Genomic DNA, 21,710 nt, shown 5'->3' on the forward strand with positions numbered 1-21,710 from the left:
CAGCCCTCCGCGATGGGTGTTCGCACAGTACCAGGTACTTGCAGTACCCCATTCGCGGTTTGGATACTTCTGCCCGAATTGACCAGCCGGCACGACGGAACACCGGCCCTGTTGACCCTCGATGACGCGTCCGGCCCGTCCCTATGTGCGGCAGTGGCTCTGCGGGGCTCGCAGGTCTGCTCCGAGTTCGTTATTTGTCGACGGTCACGTAATTCCTCAGGGGTCTCCGTCAGGTAATTCCCCATGCTCGAGCGTGCTTGGGGCCAGCGTAGCTGAGCAGGTCGGTCGGGGTCAGGTGGTCTTCTTGGCGGGCGGTCCGGGTCGTTTACGGGGGCGGTAGGACGGGCCGTCCATAAGGATCTGGTGGCTGGTGTTGATGAGCCGGTCGAGCAGTGATTCGGCGACGACCGGATTGGGAAACAGGGGGTACCAGTCTTTGGGCGCTCTGTTGCTGGTCAGGATCAGCGGTTTGCCGGCGATTGCCCGGTCGGAGACCAGGTCGTAGAGATTATCGGATCCGCGTGTGCGCAATGTGCTCGGGCAGAATAGTCCAGGGCCATACGCACCGGGGTGTGTGCGGAATAGTACTGAGGTCAGCGTGCTATTGCACTCAGCGAGCTCGAAGCGGACTCAAGGGACTCGACTAGGTTCAGTTCGAGCTCTGGCATACGGCCGGCCGACATGGCCACTGTTTCCGCGCGAGCGTGCGCGTCGATGTCGCGTTGGACCCCCGCACGAGCGGTGTCGGTCCATGCCTGTGCACAACGGTCGGCGGCCACGGCGAGATCTGCTGTGGCGGGATCTCCTGTTAATCGTGCGATGTCGGCGCATCCGTCGGCGAGCAACCGGCGGAACAGTCCTCCGCCGGTTCCTGCTTTTTCGATGAAGGCGCTCAGGCTGAACAGGAATATCTCGAGCTGGTCTACGGGGAGGTCGGTCCAGGTCGGAATGTCGGCTGCAAGTTGAGCGGCCGCCGCGAGGCCTTCGTCCCCTGCGGCCTGTGCCGTCAGGTCGACGATTCCTGGCTGTGACGGGTGTCGCATACTGGCGGCGGACTGGCGAAACGCTTCCGCGGCCACCTGCGCTAGGTCTGGCAGTTCTTTTGACCACGCGATGCGGTACGTGCAGTGTCGTGTCGGTTGTGGAAATGATGTCGAGGATCGCGCGCGGGCCAGCGCCTCGAGTGAGACCTGTTGCACCTCGGCGCGGTCATTGTCTACGACGTAGGCGATCTCTTTGGCCTCGTCGTAGCCGATAATCACGATGTCGTGTCGACTCATCTGTAATTGGACCCGCAGGTATGGCAGCTCAGCGATGTCGCCCCAAACGAGGCTAGGCCTGCCTGCGTCGATCTCGTCGCGGATCCACGACCATCCTTCCTCGGGATCGTCGGTGGTAAGGATTTGGACCTGTGCACCGAGGCGGCGGGGTAGATCGATCTCGAAGTCGGCGCCTCGTCCTACCAGGTAGAGCGGTGGGACGAGGTCGTTCGATCGGAGGTAGGACAGTCCCAGAGCGCCACCGAGGGCAAACACCAGGCCTTCATCGGGTGGGCCATCCCATCCCAAACCGTGCCAGTGCAGAAGATCGCGCATTGCGCCCGAACCACAGTGTCCCCCCATCCGGTGTGGGTAGTCCTCGATCACGGTTGGGCGTCGCATCCGTACTCCTCACGGCTCAGTCGATCAGGGTTTGGTTGGGCTGGCAGGTATTTGACGGCGTACGACGCTGAAGGTTTCGTTGATGCTCGCCGTTATTACCTTCTCATCGTGCTCGCGAATCAGCGAGTACAGGGTCATACCGCTACTGGTGAGCTCAGTTTGGTTCGGTCGGTGGGGAGTTTCTGGGCGATGGCCCGTTTGCTGAACATGAAGTCCCGCGGGCGGTTGATGCAGTCGGCGGCGAGGAGTTCGCCGGCGCGCAGGTAGAAGCAGGTGAAGTCGCCGTCACGGGTCGGATCGCCGCGCAGGACGGTTTCGTCATACCCCGAATTAAGACCGGCAATCTGGAGTTTGTGGTGGTATTGATCCGACCAGAACCATGGAAGCGCGGCAATTTTCCTCTGTTTGCCGCAAATTGTCGCAGCGGCTACCTTGGCCTGTTCGCCCGCGCTCGGCACGGACTCTAGGCGTATGCGGCGGCCGTATCGGGCCATGTTGTGAATGGCGCAGTCACCGGCGGCCACGATATCGGGGGCGCTAGTGCGTGCTTGGTCATCGATAACGATGCCGTTGTCCACGGCCAGACCTGCGGCGGCGGCCAAATCGGTGTTCGGCTCAATACCGATGCCGACGATGACAAGGTCGGCAGGAATTGATTCACCATCGGCCAGGGCCACCTCCCGGACCCTGCCGACGCCGGACAGGGCCTCCACCAGCGCGTCCGTTCTGATGTTGACGCCTTTTCCCGATGGATCCGGTCGAAGAACGCCGACACCTCGGGCGCGGTGACACGCTCGAGGACGCGGCCGGTCGCTTCGAGCACGGTGACCTCCAGACCCAGCGCTCGCAACGAGGCCGCCGTCTCGAGACCGATGTAGCCACCCCCGACGATCACGGCGTGACAACCGGGGCTGGCGGCCACCCGGATCCTGGCGACAGTCGGCCGCAGTGCGTAGGTAATAGACCCCGGCCAGGTCGGCTCCCGGGGTGAGAAGTCGTCGAGGGCGGGCACCGGTGCACAGCGCGAGCTTGTCGTAGGGTAGGGCGTCGCCGTTATGTAGGATCACATGACCAGCCGCGCGGTCAACCTTCTCTACTGTTGCATTGAGGAGATGGATGCGCTGCTTGGCGTAGAAGTCGGGGCTGCGGATCGCGAGGTCGGCGAGGGTGCTGCGGTCCGCGAGGTAGGCCTTCGACAGCGGAGGGCGATGGTAGGGCAGGGCCGACTCGTCTCCAATGAGGACGATCTCGTCGCTCCACTTTTCCTGGCGCAGGCTGGCCGCGAGCTGGGCGCCGGCGTGGCTAGCCCCGACGATAATGGTTCGCTGCATTGTCATGTTCTCGATTTCGGGGTGAGGCGGAGGGCCTGCTGCACGGATAGGTGACTGTTGGGGTGTCATGCCGCGGTAGCGGCGGTGTTGATCATTGCTTCGAACTCGACTGGCGTCAACCGGCCCAGGCGGGATTGGCGGCGCCGGCGGTGGTAGGTCCGTTCGATCCAGGTTACGATCGCGATCCTCAGCTGTTCACGGGTGTCCCAGCGCTGGCGGTCGAGGACGTTGCGTTGCAGAAGCGCGAAGAAACTCTCCATCGCCGCGTTGTCGCCGCAGGCTCCCCCTCGCGGTACCGGATGCGACGTCGTCGATCGTGGCGAGCGGGAGGTTCCCGCCGGTCAGCGTGACCTTTCCGGCGCGGGGCCGTCCGCCGTCGCCGGTCGTCGTGCGCAGGCCCTCGGCGGTCCAGGCGGCGAGACCACCGTCGAGCAGTCGCACGTCGGCGAGCCCGGCCCAGCGCAGCAACCACCATGCACGGGCCGCGGCCAGGTTGCCCGAGTCGTCGTAGACACGACCGGGACGCCGTCGGTGATCCCCCAGCTCCGCGCGGCGGCCTGGAGGTCCTCGATCGCGGGGATGGGGTGTCGGCCCCCGACGGCTCCGGACGGTGGTGCGGCGAGTTCGGTGTCGAGGTCGGCGTACACCGCGCCGGGGATGTGGCCGTCCCGGTAGGCCTCGCGACCGTCGAAGTCGCCGAGTTGCCACCGTACGTCGAGGACCACCGGCGGCGTCCCGAGCAGCATCTCGGCCAGGTCGAGCGGGGTGACGAGTACATCGCTCATGTCGGTCAGCCTATCGACGCTCGCTCCACACCCCGGCGAAGGCCTGTCGGCCGCGATGCGAGAATGAGGCGGTCCGCACCTGCGGACGACTCTCCGCGATTCACAGGGGGCCTTTGGTGGCGCTGTTCCTGGCCGTGCTGGTTCCGGCGGTCTTCTTCGGTCTGATCACCTTCTGGCTGCACCGCCGGATCGTCCGCGCCACCGCACTCCCCCGACCGTGGTCGGGCGTCGCCGACGTCGCGCTCACCGTGATGTGGGCACTGGCGGTCATCGGGTTCGCCAGTGGCCGATCGCTGGACCCGTCGTGGGCGCGGCCGATCGGCTCGGTGGGCCTCATCTGGATCGGCATGGTCTTCTACCTGTTCCTCGGCCTGGCGATCATCGGACTGATCTCGTTCGGGGCGAACATCATTCGCCGGATTCGACGACGCCGGACCGGGACAGACGAGACGACCGACGCGGCCGCGCGCAGACTGCACCGCATGCGGATCGCGACAGCGGCCGTGGTAGTCGTGGCGCTCGGGGTCACCGGGTATGGCGTCTTCGAGGCGTCCCGGCCACAGGTGACCGAGGTCAGCGCGACATTCGACGGCCTGCCACCGCAGTTCGACGGACTCCGCATCGCCGTGGTCTCCGACCTCCACGTCGGGCCCGCGCGCGATGCCTCGTTCACCCGGCGCGTCGTCGACGAGATCAACGCGCAGAACCCCGATCTGGTGTTGCTGGTCGGAGACCTCACCGACGGCACGATCCCCTACGTCCGCGACACCCTGGAACCGCTCGCCGATCTCCGCGCACCGCTCGGGGTGTTCGGCGTCAGCGGAAACCACGAGTACTACTCCGACGACGGCGGCAGATGGCTCGACGTGTGGGAGGAATACGGCATACGGACGCTGCGGAACTCGCGGGTCCCGCTGACCGTCGACGGCGCGACCATCCAGCTCGCCGGCGTGCACGATGCCACCGCACCGGACCCGTACGAGCCGGATCTCACTGCAGCGCTAGAGGGTTCGTCGCCCGACGACTTCGTCCTGCTCCTCGCCCATCAGCCCAAGCAGGCCGTCGAGGCCTCCGACCTCGGCGTCGAGCTCCAGTTCTCCGGCCACACCCACGGTGGGCAGATGTGGCCGATCCGCTATCTCGTTCCGTTGCAACAGCCTTCGGTCCTCGGCCTGGATCGGATCGGGAACACCGTGCTGTACACGACCCGCGGTGCCGGCGCGTGGGATCCGCCGGTGCGAGTTCTCGCGCCGCCGGAGATCACCATGTTCACGCTACGGGCGACACCGTGACGTTGCGCGTACGCTCGCACGATGACCGAGTTCACGGTGGATGTCGGCGGGCGAGGCGTACGTGCACGGACAGTGGGTGAGGCGAGCGCACCGACGATCGTCCACTTCCACGGAACGCCGGGCTCCCGCCTCGAACTCACATTCGGCGACGAGATGTCCCGGCAGCGGGGCGTCCGGGTCGTCAGTTTCGATCGTCCCGGATACGGGTTGTCCGATCCGGCACCCATCGGCCTCTCGGCCGTCGCCCGAGATGCCGAGGCGCTGGCGGATCATCTTGACCTGGACCGGTTCGCGGTATTCGGCTGGTCGGGCGGCGGTCCGTTCGCGCTGGCCACAGCGGCAGCGCTACCCGCTCGGGTACGACGTGTCGGTTTGTCCGGCTGCCCCGGGCCCGCCCTCGAAATACCAAGCGTACGTGAGCAACTCAACGACAACGACATCCAGGCACTTTCCCATCTCCCGGGAGACCCCGGACGTGCCGCCCAGATCTTCCTGGACGGAAACCGGGAACTACTCGACGCAATGGTGTCCGTGCGAACCGATCCCGATGCGCCCTGGGTCGAATGGATGTGGGGCGCCAGCGATCCGGCGGTCATCACCGAGGCCCCGGTCCGTCGGGCGCTCTTCGAATCCTTCGCCGAGGCGATGAAGCAGGGTCCCGATTCGATCGCGTGGGACAACGTCGCGTTCGTCGGCCCCTGGGACTTTCGTCTCTCCGAGGTTTCCGCACCAGTTCACCTCTGGTACGGCGCTGACGATACGACGGCAATCCCCGCCGTCGGAGAGTGGCTCGCAGGTCGACTCCCGGATGCCGAGCTTTCCGTGTACCCCGGTGAAGGACATCTTGTCCCGTTTCGGCACTGGGCTGCGATGCTGTCCACGCTGACCGGCAGGTGAGTCGCAAACCCGTGAACGAGGCGCGACACCGCCCGCGACGACCGTCGCGGGCGGTTTGCGTCTGCGTCAGGCGTTGACGTCCGACGGGTGCGTCGCGAGCGGTGTCACCTTGATGTCCATGTACGGGAACAACGGGAGACCCGACAGGAGCATGTGCAGCTCGTCGTTGGACTCGACGTCGAAGATCGAGTAGTTCGAGTACTCACCGACGATGCGCCAGATGTGCGGCCACTTGCCGGAACGCTGCAGATCCTGGGAGTACGCCTTCTCCCGGACGACGGTGTCTGCCCGTACGTCCGGGTCGAGATCGTCGGGGATGTTGACGTCCATCCGAACGTGGAACAGCATCACTTCTCCGGATCGAGGACGAAGTCGTAAGCGACCGTGTAGCCGCCCTTGCCGTCGTCCTGGGGATCGAGGATCAGCTCGGGCTTCACCGCGCTGGCGACGTCGTCGTCGTTGTGGGCATCGCCGGGGAAGTACAGCTGCGCGGTGAGCTGCTCGTGGCCGGGCGCCGACACCTTGAGGTGCAGGTGGGCGGGACGCCACGGGTGCCAACCGGCCGCCGAGATCATCTTTCCGCACGAGCCGTCCGTCGGGATCATGTACGGCGCCGGGCGAATCGTGGTGATCTCGAAGTTGCCCTGGTCGTCGGTGGTGAAGGTGGCGCGCAGGTTCCACTCCGGGATGCCGGGAGCGAACTGCGAGTAGAAACCGTCGTCGTCGGCGTGCCACAGCTCGACCTTGGCGCCGGCGAGCGGGGTGCCGTCGCACGAGCGGACCTGGCCGTTCCACAACAGCGGATCGCCCTTCTCGTCCTCACGCATCGGCACTGCTCCCTTGGAGCCCTGCTCGGGGGCGTTCGGGACGTAGTAGGGACCCTCGATGCTGCCCTTGTTGCCCTCCCGGTGCTCGGTAGCGACGTCCTCGACGACGTGCTCGACCCAGACGTCGAGGAACAGCGGCCATTCGCCGTCCTCGCCGACGTTGATGAGCCACGCCTTGAGGGCGTTGTACTCGTCGTAGGTGACCTTGTGCTTGCGGATGGTCTCGTGAACCCCCGCGAGGACCTCGTTGATCAGCGTGGCCACGCGCTCCGGCGGGGTGTCCTTGACTGCCTCGAAGGGCGACTTGTCGGCGTGGAAACGCTCGGTGGCGGATGCGCCGGAGGCAGCAGCGGTCGCGACCTCGTTCGGGTGCTCGGTGGTGGTCATGTCGGTTCTCCTTGTACTCTTGCTCGTGGGGCTGCCACGAAACGATCTGTGGTGACGGGGTTTTCAGTTGTCGGTTCGGTAGCGTTCGAGTTTGTCCGGGTCGATCTCGAAGCCGATACCCGGAGCCGTGGACCGACACAGGTGGCCGTCTCGGATCTGCAGGGGCTCGGTCAGCAGGTCGTCGCTCATGTCGAGGAAGTTCGACAGCTCGCCCGCGTAGCGCGAGGTCAGTTCGAAGGCACTGCCGAAGGCGAGCGCGCACGCTGTGCCGACCTGACCGTCGACCTGGTTGCCCATGACCACCGGGATGCCGAGCCCCTCGGCGAGGTGGTGGGTCCGGCGCGAGGTGGTGAAGCCGGTCCGCGCGGTCTTGATGCTGATCGCGGTGGCGGAGCGTCCGAGGATCTCCCGGGTGACGTCGGCCGACGTGGGCACCGACTCGTCGGCGATGAACGGGACGTCGAGTTGCTCCACGAGCCAGCGTCGGCCCATCACATCGGCTGCGTCGCAGAGTTCTTCGGCGAACAGCAGGTCGAGGTCGGACATCTCCTTCATGGCTCGGGCCGACTCCGCGGCGGTCCAGCCGCGGTTGCCGTCGACGTAGAGCTCGATCTCGGCGCCGAACCGTTCGCGCAATGCCCGGACCACGGCGGTGTCGAGGCCCACCGGGTGCCTGCCGACCTTCACCTTGAAGGTTCGGATGCCGTAGGTCTCGACCATCTTCTCGGCCTCGGCGACCATCTTCGCGGGCTCGGCGAAACCGAGCATGTGGCTGACGCGCAACCGGTCGGTGAACCCGCCGAGCATGTCGCCCACGGGAAGCCCCAGGGTCTTGCCCAACGCATCCCAGATCGCCATGTCGACAGCTGATTTGGCAGCCGGGTTGCCGATCGTCCGCGCCAGCCGGGCGGCGACCACCTCACGTTCGAGCAGCGTGAGTCCGACGATCGCCGGGGCGAAGATCGTGTTGACGACGGTGATGATGCCGTCCTGGGTCTCTCCGTAGGTGAACGGCCGAGGCGGCGCTTCCGCGACGCCGACCACGCCGGTGTCGGTGTGTACACGGACCAGCACGTGATTGGCCACGTGCACCTCGCCCGAGGCGAACCTCAGCGGTTTCACGTACGGGATCGCGAATGGAATCGCGTCCACTCGGGTGATCTTCATCTTTCATCTCCAAACTGGGCACTGAGCTGAGCGTCGAGGTCGCGCGGGTCGGCGTCGGCCGAACCGGTTGCGAAAGCGGATGCGATGACATCGGCGACCGCGCCGACCACCGGGTTCTCGACACCGGTTTTCCAGGCCAGTGCGACCTCCACGGTGTCGGCGTCGGCGAGGTCGCGGACGACGAGCCCGTCCAGCGGGAGGGCTCGTACGGAGGCCGGCAGGACGGCAACCCCGAGTCCGGCGGCCACCAGCGCGAGCAACACCGGGGTACCGGATGCCTGATACGCCCGCCGGGGAACGAATCCGGCTGCGCGACAAGCCTTCACCACCGCGTCATTGACCGCCGAGTCCCGGCTGTCGTACATCACGAACGACTCACTTCGAAGGTCCGCCACCGACACCACGGGCTCGATGGCGAGCCGGTGATCGATCGAGGCGGCGAGCACCAGCTGTTCGACGTCGATCACCCGGGACTCGATGTCTTCCCCGGTCGCCGGCGGACGGAGGATGCCGAGATCGATCGCACCGGCGCGCAGAGCGTTGCACTGCCCCGGTGTCAGCATGTCGGCTCGGATGTCGAGGTCGACGTCCGGTAGTTCACGCTTGACGATGCGAGCGATACGGGGCAGATGAGAGAACGCGGCGATTCCGGTGAGACCGAGACGCACCAGGCCGCTCCGCCCCGCCGCTATCCGCCGAACCCCGTCGACGGCATCGTCGACGCCGGCCAGGACGCGCTCGGCCTGCTCCTTGAGATATGCGCCCGCAGGGGTCAGAGACACCTGGCGCGTGGTGCGCACGAACAGCGTGACGTCGAGTTCCGCCTCGAGCTGACGGATGGCGTAGGACAGAGCCGGCTGGGCCACGTGCAGAGTCGCCGCGGCCTGCCCGAAGTGGCAGGTCTCGGCGACGGCTGCGAAGTAGCGCAGGTGCCTCAGCTCCATGACTCGTCTTTTCTCGTAGAACCCCGTCGCCGGTCATCAAGTGTGACCGCGACCACGCATTACACGGTAAAGGTCGAATACATACAAGACAAAGACATTTGCAGACCGCATTGATCGCAGCTGTTTATCAATCGGATGCTTGGTCAGGACTGGCCATTGCCCTAGTGTGATCGGCACCACGTGGGTGCGACAGTGCAACGAGCAGCCAAAATCTGGAGGTACAGCACATGACCGCGTCCGTAACGGAACATCTTCACCACGTGAACTCTGTCCTCGGCGACGCGGTCGTCGACGACCGCGAGGCCGGCGTCTATCGCGCCAACCGTCGGATCTTCACCGACGAGGACATCTTCGAGCTGGAGATGAAGCACATCTTCGAGGGCAACTGGATCTACCTGGCCCACGAGAGTCAGGTGCCCAACCCCGGCGACTACTTCACCACCTACATCGGCCGGCAACCCGTGGTCATCACCCGGGACAAGAGCGGCGAGCTGCACTGCCTCATCAACGCCTGCGCCCACCGCGGGGCGATGATCTGCCGCCGCAAGACCGACAACCGGATGACCCTCACCTGCCCGTTCCACGGATGGACCTTCCGCAACGACGGCACCCTGCTGAAGGTCAAGGACCCCGAGGGCGCGGGCTACCCCGACACCTTCGACGTCAACGGCTCACACAACCTCACCAAGGTCGCACGCTTCGACAGCTACCGCGGCTTCCTGTTCGGGAGCCTGAACGACGACGTGCAATCGCTCGACGATCATCTCGGCGACACCCGCCTGGTCATCGACATGCTGGTGGACCAGTCGCCGGACGGCCTCGAGGTGCTGCGCGGTTCGTCCACCTACACCTACGACGGGAACTGGAAGGTCCAGGCGGAGAACGGCGCCGACGGCTACCACGTCACCGCGACCCACTGGAACTACGCCGCCACCACCTCGCGGCGCGGCACCGGCGAGTCCAAGAACGACACCAGGGCACTCGATGCCGGCGGATGGGGCAAGTCCGGTGGCGGTTACTGGTCGTACCCCAATGGCCATCTCTGCCTGTGGACCTGGGCGGCCAATCCGCAGGATCGGCCGCTCTGGGACAAGATGGACGACCTCAAGAAGACCCACGGCGATGCCAAGGGCGAGTTCATGGTGAAGGGTTCGCGCAACCTGTGCCTGTACCCGAACGTCTATCTGATGGACCAGTTCTCGACCCAGATCCGTCACTTCCGGCCGATCGCGCCGGACAAGACCGAGGTCACCATCTACTGCATCGCCCCCAAGGGTGAGAGCGGCGACTCCGCACGCGCGCACCGTATCCGCCAGTACGAGGACTTCTTCAACGCGTCGGGCATGGCCACCCCCGACGATCTCGAGGAGTTCCGCTCCTGCCAACTCACCTTCCGCGCGCAGGCTGCTCCGTGGAACGACATGAGCCGAGGAGCGCAGCACTGGCTGACCGGACCGGACGAGGTCGCCGAGTCGCTGGGCATGACCGGCGTCATCTCCGCCGGAGTCAAGAACGAGGACGAGGGCCTCTACCCCGTCCAGCACAGTTACTGGCTCGAGACGATGCGCGCTGCGGTGGCCGCCGAAGAGGAATCCGCGACCACAGCAGCCGAGAAGCACTGAAGGGGAACGGGATGACGACCACCGAGAACACCGCCGCAACAGGGACGGACGCCGGCGGGAAACTGATCACGCAGAACATGATCGAGCAGTTCCTCTATCGCGAGGCGCGCTATCTCGACGACCGCGAGTTCGAGAAGTGGCTCGACTGTTATGCCGACGACGTCGTGTACTGGATGCCCGCCTGGGACGACAACGATCGCCTGACCGAGGACCCGCAGCGCGAGATCTCGCTCATCTACTACGGCAACAAGGGCGGCCTCGAGGACCGGGTGTTCCGGATTCGTACCGAGAGGTCCTCGGCGACCTCACTTCCCGAACCGCGCACCAGCCACAACATCAGCAACGTCGAGGTGATCGAACGGCGCGGCGACCTCGTCGACGTCCGATTCAATTGGCACACGATGTATTTCCGGTACAACACGGTCGACCCGTACTACGGGACCTCGTTCTACACCATCGACTTCTCCGGTGAACGCCCGATGATCCGGCGCAAGACGATCGTGCTGAAGAACGACTACATCCACCACGTGGTGGACGTGTACCACTTCTGACCTTCACCTCACCAGCCCCGACCACCCCAAACGCCGATCAAGAGGATCCCGTCCATGACTGTCACCACCGATGCAGAGGCCGGCGCCGCCGCCGGCACCGCGAACACCCATCAGGTGGCGCTGTCCTTCGAGGACGGGGTCACCCGATTCGTCACCTGCCGCGAGGATCAGACCGTCGCCGACGCCTCCTACCGGCAGCGCATCAACATCCCGCTCGACTGTCGCGACGGCGCCTGCGGAACATGTAAGGCGTTCTGCGAGTCCGGCGACTACGACGGCGGCACCTACATCGAGGATGCGCTCTCCGACGACGAATCGGCACAGGGTTTTGCGCTGCCGTGCTGCATGAAGCCGAAATCCGATCTGGTGCTGCAGATCGCGGCCACCTCGGACGTCGCGAAGACACAGGCCTCGAGGTTCACCGGCACCGTCGTCGGGCTCGATCGTCTCTCGGAGTCGACGATGCGCCTGGAGATCCGGATCGAGAACCGCGGACAGTTGGCGTTCCTTCCCGGCCAGTACGTGAACATCGAGGTTCCGGGTAGCGATGACGGCGATGGGAATCCCATCCGGCGGTCGTACTCCTTCGCCAACGGGCCACACGAGGACCAACTGGTCTTCCTGATCAAGCTCACCCCGGGCGGGGCGATGTCGACGTATCTGACCGACCGCGCCAACCGGGGCGAGGAGATCAGCTTCACCGGGCCGCACGGTTCGTTCTTCCTTCGCGAGGCCACCCGCCCGGTGCTGTTGCTGGCCGGCGGCACCGGCCTGGCCCCGATCCTGTCGATGCTGCGAAAGCTGCACGCCGACAACAGCCGTCGGAAGGTACACCTGATCTACGGTGTCTCCACCGACACCGACCTGGTCGCGACCGACGAGATCGAGTACTTCGCCGACAAGATGCCGGGCTTCACCTGGGACCACTGTGTCTCGGACCCGGCCAGCTCGGCGACCAACAAGGGTTATGTGATGAGCCTGATCGAACCGGCTCATCTCTACGACGGCGACGTCGCGATCTACCTCTGCGGTCCGCCGCCCATGGTCGAGGCCGTGCGCAAGCACGTCGCGCAGGCCGGGATCGAACCGACCGGCTTCTACTACGAGAAGTTCGCGCTGGCCGCCAAGCCTACGGCCGCCGCGGAGGACGAGGTCGTCGGGGCCGAGACCGACGAGTCCGCTCCGGTCGTCGTGGCGGCGGCGACTGGTCGTGCGGCGGTGGAAGAGCTCCTATTCGCATCCGACGCCCGCGCGGTCGCGGGACAGCTGACGCTGCCGGCTGCCGAACTCGACAGCCGGCCGGGACCCCAATCCGGCACCCCCGACGACGACTCGCTCGTACGCGTTGCCGGACAACAGATGTGGCGCGGCGGGATCGGCGGCCCGGACCTCGATCCCGATGACGGCGCGATCCGGCCGACGGTGTCGGACGCGACCGGGACCGTGCGCACGATCGCCGGGCAGGAGATGTTCGCGGCGTCGGACCTCACCCAGCTACACGCTTCCGATCCCACTCCCGCGCCGGTCACCGGAACCCCGCACGACGACACCGATTCCGCCGAACCCGTCACCGCTCCGACCGTGGTCGGTTCGCAGGGTTATCAGATCGGCGAGGAACACCCGGCCATCCACGAGTCGGACGCCCTGTTCGAGGCGCGTGCCGCGCTCGAACTGGGCGCGCTGGAACTGACCTTCGGCCGCCTGAACACCAAGCAGCTGACCGGCTACCGGTTGCTCGCCGATGCCACCGTGCCCTACGTCGACGGGGACCGGTTCGTCGATGCCGCCCAGTACACCGAGACCAACGCCGCCTTCCACGACTACCTGTTCACGCTCACGGGCAACGACCACCTGCTCGAGGCCTACAAGGCCCTCGGGGTGAAGGGCCGGATGACCGAGGTGCTGCGCAACGCGACGTGGTGCCACCCGCTGTGCGCACAGGACCATCTCGACATCGTGTCGGCCTTCGAATCCGGCGACCACGACGCCGCCCGGGAGCTGATCGCCGCTCATGCCGAACGGTCCAAGCAGACGATGCGTCGTGCGATGGCCGACGAGATGGCCTCGCGCCGCCCGCGTTTCGTCACCCCCGGCCGCTTCGCCGGCAAGGTCGTGGTGATCACCGGCGCCGCACAGGGAATCGGTGAACAGGCCGCGCGCCGGATCAGCGCCGAAGACGGAACGGTCGTCCTGGCCGACCGGTCGGACCTCGTCGAGGAGGTCGCGCGTGACCTCGAGTCGACCGGTCCCGGGGCGGTGTCGGCGATCGCGGACCTGGAGTCCTACGACGGCGCCGAGTCGGTGGTCCGCCGGGCCATCGCCTCCTACGGCCGGGTCGACGTGCTGATCAACAACGTCGGCGGGGCGATCAACTTCAAACCGTTCACCGAGTTCACCGACGCACAGATCCGGGCGGAGATCGACCGGTCCCTGATGACCACGCTGTACTCGTGCCGAGCTGTTCTGCCGTCGATGATCGACAACGGCGGCGGGGTGATCGTCAACGTCTCCTCCGCCGCGACCCGCGGAATCCATCGCATCCCCTACTCGGCCGCCAAGGGCGCCGTCAACGCGATGACCGCGTCGCTGGCGATGGAATACGCTGACGCCGGTGTCCGCGTGGTGGCCGCTGCGCCCGGTGGCACCGAGGCCCCGCCCCGCCGGATCTCCCGCGGCACCCCCGAGCCGCGGAACGAGACCGAGGCGCGGTGGTATCAGGCCCACATCGATCAGACCAAGGCGTCGTCCCTGATGAACCGATACGGGACGCTCGACGAGCAGGCCGCGGCGATCTGCTTCCTGGCGTCGGACGAGGCGTCGTACATCACCGGCACGGTCCTGCCGGTCGCGGGCGGCGACCAGGGATAGGAACCCGAGGCCACCGGCGTCCACGGTTACCTACCATGGAGCGATGATGGTCACTGCCGCATGTGTCGGGCGGGACCGCGAGATCGACGTGTTGTCGACGCGGCTCCGCACCGTATCCGGGGCGGAACTGATCGCCATCTCCGGGAATCCGGGTTGCGGCAAGTCGACCCTCCTCACCCACCTCGTCCAGTACCACCTGGCGTCCCCGGACGCCGGCACCACGTTGTGGGCACGGGTCTCGCCCTGGCAGGCCGCCACTCCGGGTTCGCTGATCCGTCAACTTCTCCAGGACCAGCAGGTCGAGCCGGATCGCGCCGGCGATCTCGTGGACGCCCTACTCGAGGCGACGGCGTCGGATGTCCCGGTGCTCGTGGCCGTCGACGACGCCGACCTCGCCGACGAAGAGTCGCTCCAAGCGTTGGTGACGCTGATCCGGGAGCACCGGACACGTCGCATCCTCGTCGTCGTGACGACAGCTCGGCCCGGTACCCGCCTCGCCGGACAGGCCTTCGACGAGCTGCGACTCGAGGGGGTCGATGCACAGGGCACCGCGGATCTCGCCGGACAGCGCGGCATCGTGCTCCATCCCGCGATGCGGGCGGAACTGACCCGGCACACGTCGGGCAATCCACGAGACATCGTGGCCCTGCTCGACGAGGTACCGGCCGGGACCTGGGCACGCAGTGACGCCCAACTCCCGGCCCCCGCACACGTCGTCCGTGCGGTGCGCGAGCGACTCCCGGAGTCTGGCACGCCCGCCGGCGCGCTCATCGAGGCGCTCGCGATACTCGATGTCGCCGAACCACTCTCGACCGCCCTGGCCCTCGCCGGCGTCGAGGACCCGCTGGCGGCGATCGACGACGCGCGACGCACCGGACTGGTCACCTCCGACGGAGCGCTGACGCCCGCCGAGGTGCAGCCCCGGATCGTCACCCCCCTGGTGCGCGCCGCGATCCTCGAGGTCCTGGGGATGAAGGCCGTGGGCGCTGCGCACCGACGGGCGGCCGACGTGGTCGTCGATCCGGCGCGCCGGCTCCATCACCGGGTGGCCGCCACCCCGACCGCCGATGCCGGTCTCGCCGACGACCTGGCCGATCTCGCCCGCATGCGCGGTGCCGACGGCGCATGGGCGGAGGCCGCCGGTCTCTACCGCCAGTCGGGCCGGCTCACGCCCGATCCGCTCGAGCGCGACACCCGAGTGACCCTCGCGGTCGATTCGCTTCTCGCCGCGGGCGATTGCACCGGTGCCGGCGCCTTGGTCCCGACGGTGGAGAGCTTGCGCGAGACACCGCTGCGCAATGCGACGCTGGCGTACCTGGCCATCCTGCGGGGACGCTCGGCGGAAGCGCAGCTGCGCCTCGACCGCGCCTGGGACATCGTCAACGTCGATCGTGAACCCGACGTGGCCGCCCTGATCGCCCAGCGCCACGTGCTGCACAACCTCGTACGGTGCCAGGGCGCCGAGTTGGTGACCTGGGCCGATCGGGCGATCACGATGGCCGGGAGCGGGTCGGCGGCCCGCGTGGAGGCCGCGGTCATCCGTGGGCTCGGATTGGCGTGGTCGGGGCATCCCGACGCCGCCCGCGCCGAGTACGATTCGGTCTCCGAACAGATCCGGTACGGCGCGCAGGCGCAGCGCGCGATCATGGGTCGCGGGTGGTTGCAGCTGGGACTCGACGAGATCGACGCCGCCCGAACCAATCTCGAGACCGCCGTGTCGATGGCACAGTTGGGCGGTTCCACGCGGATCTCGATGTGGGCGGTGGCCTGGCTGGCACGGGTGCAGTTCCTCACCGGCGACTGGGACGAGGCCATGCGCAACGTGGAAGCCGGCCATGGGCTGGCACGTTCCAGTGGCATCGCGCTGACGACGCCGCTGCTGAACTGGACGGCGAGCCAGATCCATTCGCTGCGGGGCAACTGGGAGGCAGCTCACCGCAGTGTCGCCGAGAACACCACCTCTGCGGGCGATTACGAGATCATGCGCATCCCGGACATGCTGGCACGTGCTCAGCTCGCCGAGGCCGCGGCGGATTACGGAAAGGTCCGGCGCATCCTCGCACCGCTGAGAACAATGTCCGAGAGCGTCCCCGCGCTGTCCGAACCCGGCCTGTGGCCCTGGGTGGACGTACTGGGGAATGCCCTTGTCCTGGAGGGTCAATACGACGCGGCCGACGACCTGCTCCGGGACTACGAGAAACGGTCGGAGGAACGCGGGCACCGCTCGTCGGCCGCCCGGATGAAGTACGCGCGCGGACGGTTCCTCGGTGCCACCGGCGACATACACGGTGCGCGTCGAACTTTCGAGGATGGCATCCAACTCCTCGACGGCCTCGGGCTCCGCTACGACCAGGCGCGGGTCAATCTCGCGTACGGCCAGACGTTGCGACGGGCAGGCAAACGACGCGCCGCCGACGCCGTCATCGGGACCGCCCGCGATCTGTACGTCTCGCTGGGCGCGACGACCTACGTGGAGCGCTGCGACCGCGAGTTGAAGGCCGGCGGCCTGGCGGTCTCACGCGTCGAGAATGCCCACGCCGCGAAAGACGTCGCCGAGCTCACCCCGCAGGAGGAGGCGGTGACCACGCTCGTGGCGCGTGGGCTCTCCAACCGTGAGGTGGCTGCCGAACTGTTCATCTCGCCCAAGACCGTGCAGTACCACCTGACCCGGATCTACGCGAAGCTCGGACTGCGGTCACGGTCGGAGCTGGCGGCCTCGCGCCGTTGAGAGACCGCCATCTCCGACCTCGATCGCAGGTTCGGTCGACCGCTGCGTACCTGCCTCAGACCGCGGCGTGCACCGCGGTGCGATCGGTGACCGGGGCACCGGTCTTCTCGACGACCTCCTCGAAGTCGACGCCGGGCGCCAGTTCGACGACCTCGAAACCCGTTCCGGCGACATCGAACACGCCCAGATCGGTGATGACGCGACTGACCACGCTGCGACCGGTCAGGGGCAGGGCGCAGTGCTCGAGGAGCTTCGCCTCGCCCTTCTTGGTGACGTGTTCCATCAGGACGATCACCTTGCCGGCGCCGTTGACCAGGTCCATGGCGCCGCCGATGCCCTTCACGAGTGCGCCGGGCACCATCCAGTTGGCGAGGTCACCGTTCATCGCGACCTGCATCCCGCCGAGGACGGCCACGTCGACGTGCCCGCCGCGGATCATCGCGAAGCTGGTGGCGGAGTCGAAGTAGGACGCACCGGGCAGGACCGACACGGTCTGCTTGCCGGCGTTGATCAGGTCGGGGTCGACCTCGTCGTCGTAGGGGAAAGGACCGACGCCGAGGATGCCGTTCTCGGCGTGCAGGAAGATTCCCGAATCATCGGGCATGTGGTCGGGGATCAGGGTCGGCAGGCCGATCCCCAGGTTGACGTAGTCGCCGCGGGTGAGTTCCTTTGCCGCACGGGCGGCCATCTCGTTCCGGTTCCAGGTCATGGCGGTCTCCTATACGGTTGCGGCGGTCGGGCGCTCGCGGATGGTGCGCTTCTCGATTCCCTTGCGCAAGGCCTGTTCCGGGGTCAGTTCGAGAACGCGCTGGACGAAGATGCCGGCGAGATGGATCTCGTCGGGCCCGAGTTCGCCGACCTCCACGACCTTTTCCGCCTCGACGATCGTCGTGCGGCCCGACATCGCGGCCGGCGGATTGAAATTGCGTGCCGCGGCGTGGAATCTGCAGTTTCCGGCCCTGTCCACGACGGCGGCGCGCACCAGTGCATAGTCGGTGACGATCGCTTCCTCGAGCACCATCGGCTTGCCGTTGAAGGTGCGGACCTCCTTGGGCGGGGAGGCCTCGGCGACGGTGCCGTCGGCGTTGTAGCGCCACGGCAGTCCGCCCTCTTCGACGAGGGTGCCGACACCGGTGGGGGTGAAGAAGGCGCCGATTCCGCTGCCGCCGGCGCGCATCCGCTCGGCGAGGGTGCCCTGCGGGGTGAGTTCGACGGTGACCTCACCGGAGAGGAACTGGCGCCCGAACTCCTTGTTCTCGCCGATGTAGGAGGCGATCACCTTGTCGATACGGCGGTTCTCGAGAAGCAGACCGAGACCCGCGCCGTCGACACCGCAGTTGTTGGAGACGATGGTCAGGTTCTTCGCGCCCTGCGCGAGGAGGGCGTCGATGAGAAAGCCGGGGATGCCGGCGAGGCCGAAGCCGCCCACCGCGAGGCTTGCACCGTCGGGAATGTCGGCGACGGCATCGGCTGCCGAGGCGACCACTTTGTCGTAACTCATTGCTGCTCCAGGTGTTCGATCAGGGCGGGGTTGATGATGTCGGGCTGCTGGGCGTTCGCCAGGTGGGCGGCGTCGGGCACGACGAGGAGGCGGCCGTTCTGCACGTTGTCCGCGATCTCCTCGAGTTTGGCCGGCGGCGTCGCGGGGTCGTCGGCACCTGCGATCGCGAGCACCGGCGCGGTGATCGACGGCAGGTCGCCGCGGAGATCCATCTCGGCGATGACCTCGCAGCACGAGGCATACCCCTCGGCCGGGGTCGCGGCCACCATGTCCTCGTGGAACTTTCGTGAACTGCCGTAGGTACTCAGGTACTCGGGTGTGAACCACCGCTGCACAACGGATTCGGCGACGGCACCGGTTCCCTGGTCACGCACCATGGCGGCCCGGTCGAGCCAGGCCTCCCGCGGCGGGAGCTGAGCCCCGGTGCAGAACAACGACACCCGGTCGACCCGTTCGGGATTGCGCGCGGCGACCCGCATCATGGTCATGCCGCCGAGGGAGAGACCCACGAGATGCGCGCGCTCGATGTCGAGACGGTCGAGCAGGGCGATGACGTCGTCGGCTAGATCGTCGATCGTGTACGGCCCCTGCGGAACCGGGGACTCACCGTGACCGCGGGTGTCGTAGCGGACGACGCGGAACCGTGCCTCGAGGGCGGCCAGCTGCGCATCCCACATGCAATGCGTGGACCCGAGCGAGTTCGACAAGACCACCGCGGGACCGTCGGTGCGTCCGGAGACGACGGCGTGCACCTGCACCGGGGCGCTCATCGGGTCGCCTCGAAGATCGCGGCGAGGCCCTGTCCGCCACCGATGCACATGGTCTCGAGGACGTAGCGAGCCTCTCGACGGCGGGCCTCGTAGGCGGCGGTGGCGAGGATGCGGCCGCCGGTCGCGCCGATCGGATGGCCCAGGGAGATCCCGGAACCGTTGGGGTTCAGTCGTTCGTCACCGGGGTCGATCTTCCATTCGTCGAGGCAGGCCAGTACCTGTGCGGCGAACGCCTCGTTGAGTTCGATCAGGTCGATCTCGTCGAGGGTGAGGCCGGCACGGTCGAGGGCGGCTGCCGTCGCGCTCACCGGACCGACGCCCATCGTCTCGGGTTGGCAGCCGGTCCCGGCCCAGGAACGCAGGGCGAGAAGGGGTTCCAGTCCACGACGGGCCGCTTCCGCACGGGTGGTCACCACGCACATGGCGGCGCCGTCGTTCTGTCCGGACGCGTTGCCCGCGGTGACCGTGGCGTCCGCGTCGACCTTGAGACGGATGGGACGCAGCTTGCCGAGCGAGTCCGCGGTGGCATCGGCACGCGGATGCTCATCCCGATCGACGACGGTGTCGGGTTTCCCCCGGCGGCCGGGGATGGTGACCGGGACGAGTTCGTCGTCGAACCGGCCCGCCTCGTGAGCCGCGACGGCACGGTGATGCGACCGGGCGGCGTACTCGTCCTGATCGGCGCGGGAGATCCCGTACTCCGAGCGGAGATTCTCGGCGGTCTCGATCATCCCGCCGGGTACCGGATGGGATTCACCGCCGGCGGTGAGTCGACCTCGGTCGAGGCGATCCATCAGCTCGACGCCGCCCTGCTTGATCCCGGAACGGAGCCCGAGCGCGTAGTGCTCGACGTTCGACATCGACTCGGCTCCACCGGCGACCACGAGTCGCGCACCGCCGGTCGCCACCGACGACGCCGCCGTGAGCACTGCCTGCAGGCCCGATCCGCATCGGCGGTCGATCTGCATACCCGGGACACCGACACCCAGCCCCGCGTCGAGTGCGGCGATCCGGCCGAGCGCAGGGGATTCCCCGCTCGCGTACCCCTGGCCCAGGATGACGTCGTCGATGTCGCCCTCGCCGAGCCCGGTCCGCGCGGTCAGCTCCTTGAGCAGATCGGTGGCGAGGCGCGTGACCGGCACGGACGACAGTGCGCCACCCATACGACCCACCGGGGTGCGCAGGGGTGAACAGATGACGATGTCGGTGTCCGGGGTACTCGAAGTTGCCATGCGTCCAGCGTAGAGACCTGCGGCTATATGGAGAAGTATCCATTTGCCGGTTTTTGATATCTCAGGAATATCAATCGGTACGATGAGCACATGGAGCTACGCCACCTGCGCTACTTCCGCGCGGTCGCCGAGGAGTTGCACTTCGGTCGGGCGGCACAGCGGCTGCACATCGCCCAGCCGCCGCTCTCCCAGCAGATCAAACAGCTCGAGGACGAACTCGGCGTGGCCCTGCTCGTCCGTTCCACACGGCGCGTCGAGCTGACCGCCGCAGGCAGGACTATCTGCGTCAGGTCGAGGCGATCCTCGACTCGGTCGACGCCGCCGCCCGTCGCGCGCAGCGCATCGCCGACGGCCGGCAGGGCAATCTCGCGATCGGCTGCGTAGGTTCGGCGACCTACTCCCTGCTCCCCCAGTTCGTGCGCGCGCTGCGTGAGGTGTTGCCCGACGTGGACGTGAGCGTCCGGGGCGAGATGCTGGCATCGGAACAGCTGGCGGCTCTGGCGTCGGGCGACATCGACCTCGCCCTGTTGCGCATGCCGGTGGAGACCCCGGGCCTCCACGTCGAATCGATCCGACGGGACCGGCTGATCGTCGCTCTGCCCGCCGATCATCCGCTCGCCGACACCCCCGAGGACGAGGCGGTGGAGATCGGCCGGCTCCGCGGCGAGGACTTCATCTCACACGTCGGCGGGGGGCGGTCGGTGCTCGCCGGGGTGCTGGCGGCCGCGTCCGAGCGCGCGGGTTTCGTGCCGCGCATCCGACACGAGGTCGAGGAGACGTCGACGCTCGTGACTCTGGTCGCGGCCGGACTCGGAGTGGCGATCGTGCCCGAACCGACCTCGGCGCTCGGCGTGGCCGGCGTCGCCTACCGGCCCCTGTCCGCACCGATCGACCAGGTGGCTCTGGCGGCCGCCTACGCGGCGGCTCGTCGAACCCCGCTCATCGAACGGGCGGTGGCGGTGTTGCGCACGCTCTCCTGAACGCGGCAAACCCACCCTTTTTCGGCAAACCCACCAGCGCGCGGAATTTCTCAACCTGTCTGAGACAGGACTTGGTTGGTTGTTCTTCGGTGGTTGATCCCGACGATGGTCGGGATCTCCGGGGCCCGGGGTGGGCGGCGGAAGCGTTGCGGGTGGGCCAGGTATAT

The 21,710-nt window shown here is 67.1% G+C and carries 15 protein-coding genes and 5 pseudogenes; 7 read left to right on the top strand and 13 right to left on the bottom strand.

Annotated elements, in window-relative coordinates:
• Positions 1 to 291: 291 nt before the first annotated feature.
• The 5 genes and pseudogenes from BJF87_RS17695 to BJF87_RS17715 form a co-directional block, all read right to left on the bottom strand.
• Positions 292 to 516: pseudogene (locus BJF87_RS17695) on the bottom strand (ATP-binding protein); the annotation flags it as partial.
• Between the two features lie 77 nt (positions 517 to 593).
• Positions 594 to 1,661 carry a BtrH N-terminal domain-containing protein gene (locus BJF87_RS17700; RefSeq protein ID WP_006358127.1) on the bottom strand — a complete coding sequence of 356 codons (1,068 nt, stop codon included), beginning with the start codon at positions 1,659 to 1,661 and terminating at the stop codon, positions 594 to 596.
• A gap of 134 nt (positions 1,662 to 1,795) precedes the next feature.
• Positions 1,796 to 2,998: pseudogene (locus BJF87_RS17705) on the bottom strand (NAD(P)/FAD-dependent oxidoreductase).
• A gap of 59 nt (positions 2,999 to 3,057) precedes the next feature.
• Positions 3,058 to 3,282: pseudogene (locus BJF87_RS17710) on the bottom strand (IS3 family transposase); the annotation flags it as partial.
• Positions 3,194 to 3,777: pseudogene (locus BJF87_RS17715) on the bottom strand (sulfurtransferase); the annotation flags it as partial. The pseudogenes BJF87_RS17710 and BJF87_RS17715, both read right to left, overlap by 89 nt.
• 116 nt (positions 3,778 to 3,893) lie before the next feature.
• Between BJF87_RS17715 and BJF87_RS17720 the strand changes: the two are divergent.
• Together BJF87_RS17720 and BJF87_RS17725 are read left to right on the top strand one after the other, a co-directional pair.
• Positions 3,894 to 5,069, top strand: coding sequence for a metallophosphoesterase (locus BJF87_RS17720; protein WP_042378483.1), 1,176 nt, complete (start codon positions 3,894 to 3,896; stop codon positions 5,067 to 5,069).
• A gap of 21 nt (positions 5,070 to 5,090) precedes the next feature.
• On the top strand, positions 5,091 to 5,966 hold the full coding sequence (locus BJF87_RS17725; RefSeq protein WP_006358132.1) for an alpha/beta fold hydrolase: 876 nt from the start codon (positions 5,091 to 5,093) through the stop codon (positions 5,964 to 5,966).
• 66 nt (positions 5,967 to 6,032) lie between these two features.
• On the opposite strand, the gene catC is transcribed toward BJF87_RS17725, so the two are convergent.
• The 4 genes from catC to BJF87_RS17745 all read right to left on the bottom strand — a co-directional run bounded on the left by catC (position 6,033) and on the right by BJF87_RS17745 (position 9,291).
• A complete protein-coding gene (gene catC / locus BJF87_RS17730; RefSeq protein ID WP_006358133.1) occupies positions 6,033 to 6,314 on the bottom strand; it encodes a muconolactone Delta-isomerase in 282 nt (93 codons plus the stop codon).
• Positions 6,314 to 7,180: a catechol 1,2-dioxygenase gene (gene catA, locus BJF87_RS17735; protein ID WP_006358134.1), complete on the bottom strand. Its 867-nt coding sequence runs from the start codon at positions 7,178 to 7,180 to the stop codon at positions 6,314 to 6,316. Before catA ends, catC begins: the two co-directional genes overlap by 1 nt.
• Positions 7,181 to 7,243: 63 nt before the next feature.
• Positions 7,244 to 8,347: a mandelate racemase/muconate lactonizing enzyme family protein gene (locus BJF87_RS17740; protein WP_006358135.1), complete on the bottom strand. Its 1,104-nt coding sequence runs from the start codon at positions 8,345 to 8,347 to the stop codon at positions 7,244 to 7,246.
• On the bottom strand, positions 8,344 to 9,291 hold the full coding sequence (locus BJF87_RS17745; protein ID WP_006358136.1) for a LysR family transcriptional regulator: 948 nt from the start codon (positions 9,289 to 9,291) through the stop codon (positions 8,344 to 8,346). Before BJF87_RS17745 ends, BJF87_RS17740 begins: the two co-directional genes overlap by 4 nt.
• Positions 9,292 to 9,518: 227 nt before the next feature.
• On the opposite strand from BJF87_RS17745, the gene benA reads away from it, so the two are divergent.
• Genes benA through BJF87_RS17765 form a run of 4 tightly spaced genes read left to right on the top strand, consistent with a single transcriptional unit; the run spans position 9,519 to position 17,060 of the window.
• Positions 9,519 to 10,913, top strand: coding sequence for a benzoate 1,2-dioxygenase large subunit (benA, locus tag BJF87_RS17750; RefSeq protein ID WP_075863657.1), 1,395 nt, complete (start codon positions 9,519 to 9,521; stop codon positions 10,911 to 10,913).
• Between the two features lie 11 nt (positions 10,914 to 10,924).
• Positions 10,925 to 11,464 carry a benzoate 1,2-dioxygenase small subunit gene (gene benB, locus BJF87_RS17755; protein WP_006358138.1) on the top strand — a complete coding sequence of 180 codons (540 nt, stop codon included), beginning with the start codon at positions 10,925 to 10,927 and terminating at the stop codon, positions 11,462 to 11,464.
• Positions 11,465 to 11,518: 54 nt separating this feature from the next.
• On the top strand, positions 11,519 to 14,332 hold the full coding sequence (benC, locus tag BJF87_RS17760) for a benzoate 1,2-dioxygenase electron transfer component BenC (protein WP_006358139.1): 2,814 nt from the start codon (positions 11,519 to 11,521) through the stop codon (positions 14,330 to 14,332).
• A 43-nt stretch (positions 14,333 to 14,375) separates the two neighbouring features.
• The gene (locus BJF87_RS17765; RefSeq protein ID WP_075863658.1) at positions 14,376 to 17,060 is read left to right on the top strand and encodes a LuxR family transcriptional regulator; all 2,685 of its coding nucleotides are present in this window, start codon (positions 14,376 to 14,378) and stop codon (positions 17,058 to 17,060) included.
• A 55-nt stretch (positions 17,061 to 17,115) separates the two neighbouring features.
• Here the strand turns inward: BJF87_RS17765 and BJF87_RS17770 are convergent, their stop codons facing one another.
• Genes BJF87_RS17770 through BJF87_RS17785 form a run of 4 tightly spaced genes read right to left on the bottom strand, consistent with a single transcriptional unit; the run spans position 17,116 to position 20,563 of the window.
• Positions 17,116 to 17,769, bottom strand: a complete 654-nt coding sequence (locus BJF87_RS17770) for a 3-oxoacid CoA-transferase subunit B (RefSeq protein WP_075863659.1) — start codon at positions 17,767 to 17,769, stop codon at positions 17,116 to 17,118.
• 9 nt (positions 17,770 to 17,778) lie between these two features.
• Positions 17,779 to 18,561, bottom strand: a complete 783-nt coding sequence (locus tag BJF87_RS17775) for a CoA transferase subunit A (protein ID WP_075863660.1) — start codon at positions 18,559 to 18,561, stop codon at positions 17,779 to 17,781.
• The gene (pcaD, locus tag BJF87_RS17780) at positions 18,558 to 19,331 is read right to left on the bottom strand and encodes a 3-oxoadipate enol-lactonase (RefSeq protein ID WP_075863661.1); all 774 of its coding nucleotides are present in this window, start codon (positions 19,329 to 19,331) and stop codon (positions 18,558 to 18,560) included. Before pcaD ends, BJF87_RS17775 begins: the two co-directional genes overlap by 4 nt.
• Positions 19,328 to 20,563 (bottom strand): acetyl-CoA C-acetyltransferase, encoded by a 1,236-nt coding sequence (locus BJF87_RS17785; protein ID WP_075863662.1) that lies wholly within the window; start codon positions 20,561 to 20,563, stop codon positions 19,328 to 19,330. The genes pcaD and BJF87_RS17785 overlap by 4 nt, the downstream gene beginning before the upstream one ends.
• 90 nt (positions 20,564 to 20,653) lie before the next feature.
• On the opposite strand from BJF87_RS17785, the pseudogene BJF87_RS17790 reads away from it, so the two are divergent.
• Positions 20,654 to 21,543: pseudogene (locus tag BJF87_RS17790) on the top strand (LysR substrate-binding domain-containing protein).
• Positions 21,544 to 21,710 lie beyond the last annotated feature (167 nt).

The sequence above is a fragment of the Gordonia sp. CNJ-863 genome, from assembly GCF_001942325.1.
GTDB classification, from domain to species: Bacteria; Actinomycetota; Actinomycetes; order Mycobacteriales; family Mycobacteriaceae; genus Gordonia; species Gordonia alkanivorans.

Excerpts from the sequence above, each read along its gene's own strand:
- BJF87_RS17700 (WP_006358127.1), bottom strand. The coding sequence starts at position 1,661 with ATGCGACGCCCAACCGTGATCGAGGACTACCCACACCGGATGGGGGGA.
- BJF87_RS17725 (WP_006358132.1), top strand. The coding sequence starts at position 5,091 with ATGACCGAGTTCACGGTGGATGTCGGCGGGCGAGGCGTACGTGCACGG.
- catC (WP_006358133.1), bottom strand. The coding sequence starts at position 6,314 with ATGCTGTTCCACGTTCGGATGGACGTCAACATCCCCGACGATCTCGAC.
- catA (WP_006358134.1), bottom strand. The coding sequence starts at position 7,180 with ATGACCACCACCGAGCACCCGAACGAGGTCGCGACCGCTGCTGCCTCC.
- BJF87_RS17740 (WP_006358135.1), bottom strand. The coding sequence starts at position 8,347 with ATGAAGATCACCCGAGTGGACGCGATTCCATTCGCGATCCCGTACGTG.
- BJF87_RS17745 (WP_006358136.1), bottom strand. The coding sequence starts at position 9,291 with ATGGAGCTGAGGCACCTGCGCTACTTCGCAGCCGTCGCCGAGACCTGC.
- benA (WP_075863657.1), top strand. The coding sequence starts at position 9,519 with ATGACCGCGTCCGTAACGGAACATCTTCACCACGTGAACTCTGTCCTC.
- benB (WP_006358138.1), top strand. The coding sequence starts at position 10,925 with ATGACGACCACCGAGAACACCGCCGCAACAGGGACGGACGCCGGCGGG.
- benC (WP_006358139.1), top strand. The coding sequence starts at position 11,519 with ATGACTGTCACCACCGATGCAGAGGCCGGCGCCGCCGCCGGCACCGCG.
- BJF87_RS17765 (WP_075863658.1), top strand. The coding sequence starts at position 14,376 with ATGATGGTCACTGCCGCATGTGTCGGGCGGGACCGCGAGATCGACGTG.
- BJF87_RS17770 (WP_075863659.1), bottom strand. The coding sequence starts at position 17,769 with ATGACCTGGAACCGGAACGAGATGGCCGCCCGTGCGGCAAAGGAACTC.
- BJF87_RS17775 (WP_075863660.1), bottom strand. The coding sequence starts at position 18,561 with ATGAGTTACGACAAAGTGGTCGCCTCGGCAGCCGATGCCGTCGCCGAC.
- pcaD (WP_075863661.1), bottom strand. The coding sequence starts at position 19,331 with ATGAGCGCCCCGGTGCAGGTGCACGCCGTCGTCTCCGGACGCACCGAC.
- BJF87_RS17785 (WP_075863662.1), bottom strand. The coding sequence starts at position 20,563 with ATGGCAACTTCGAGTACCCCGGACACCGACATCGTCATCTGTTCACCC.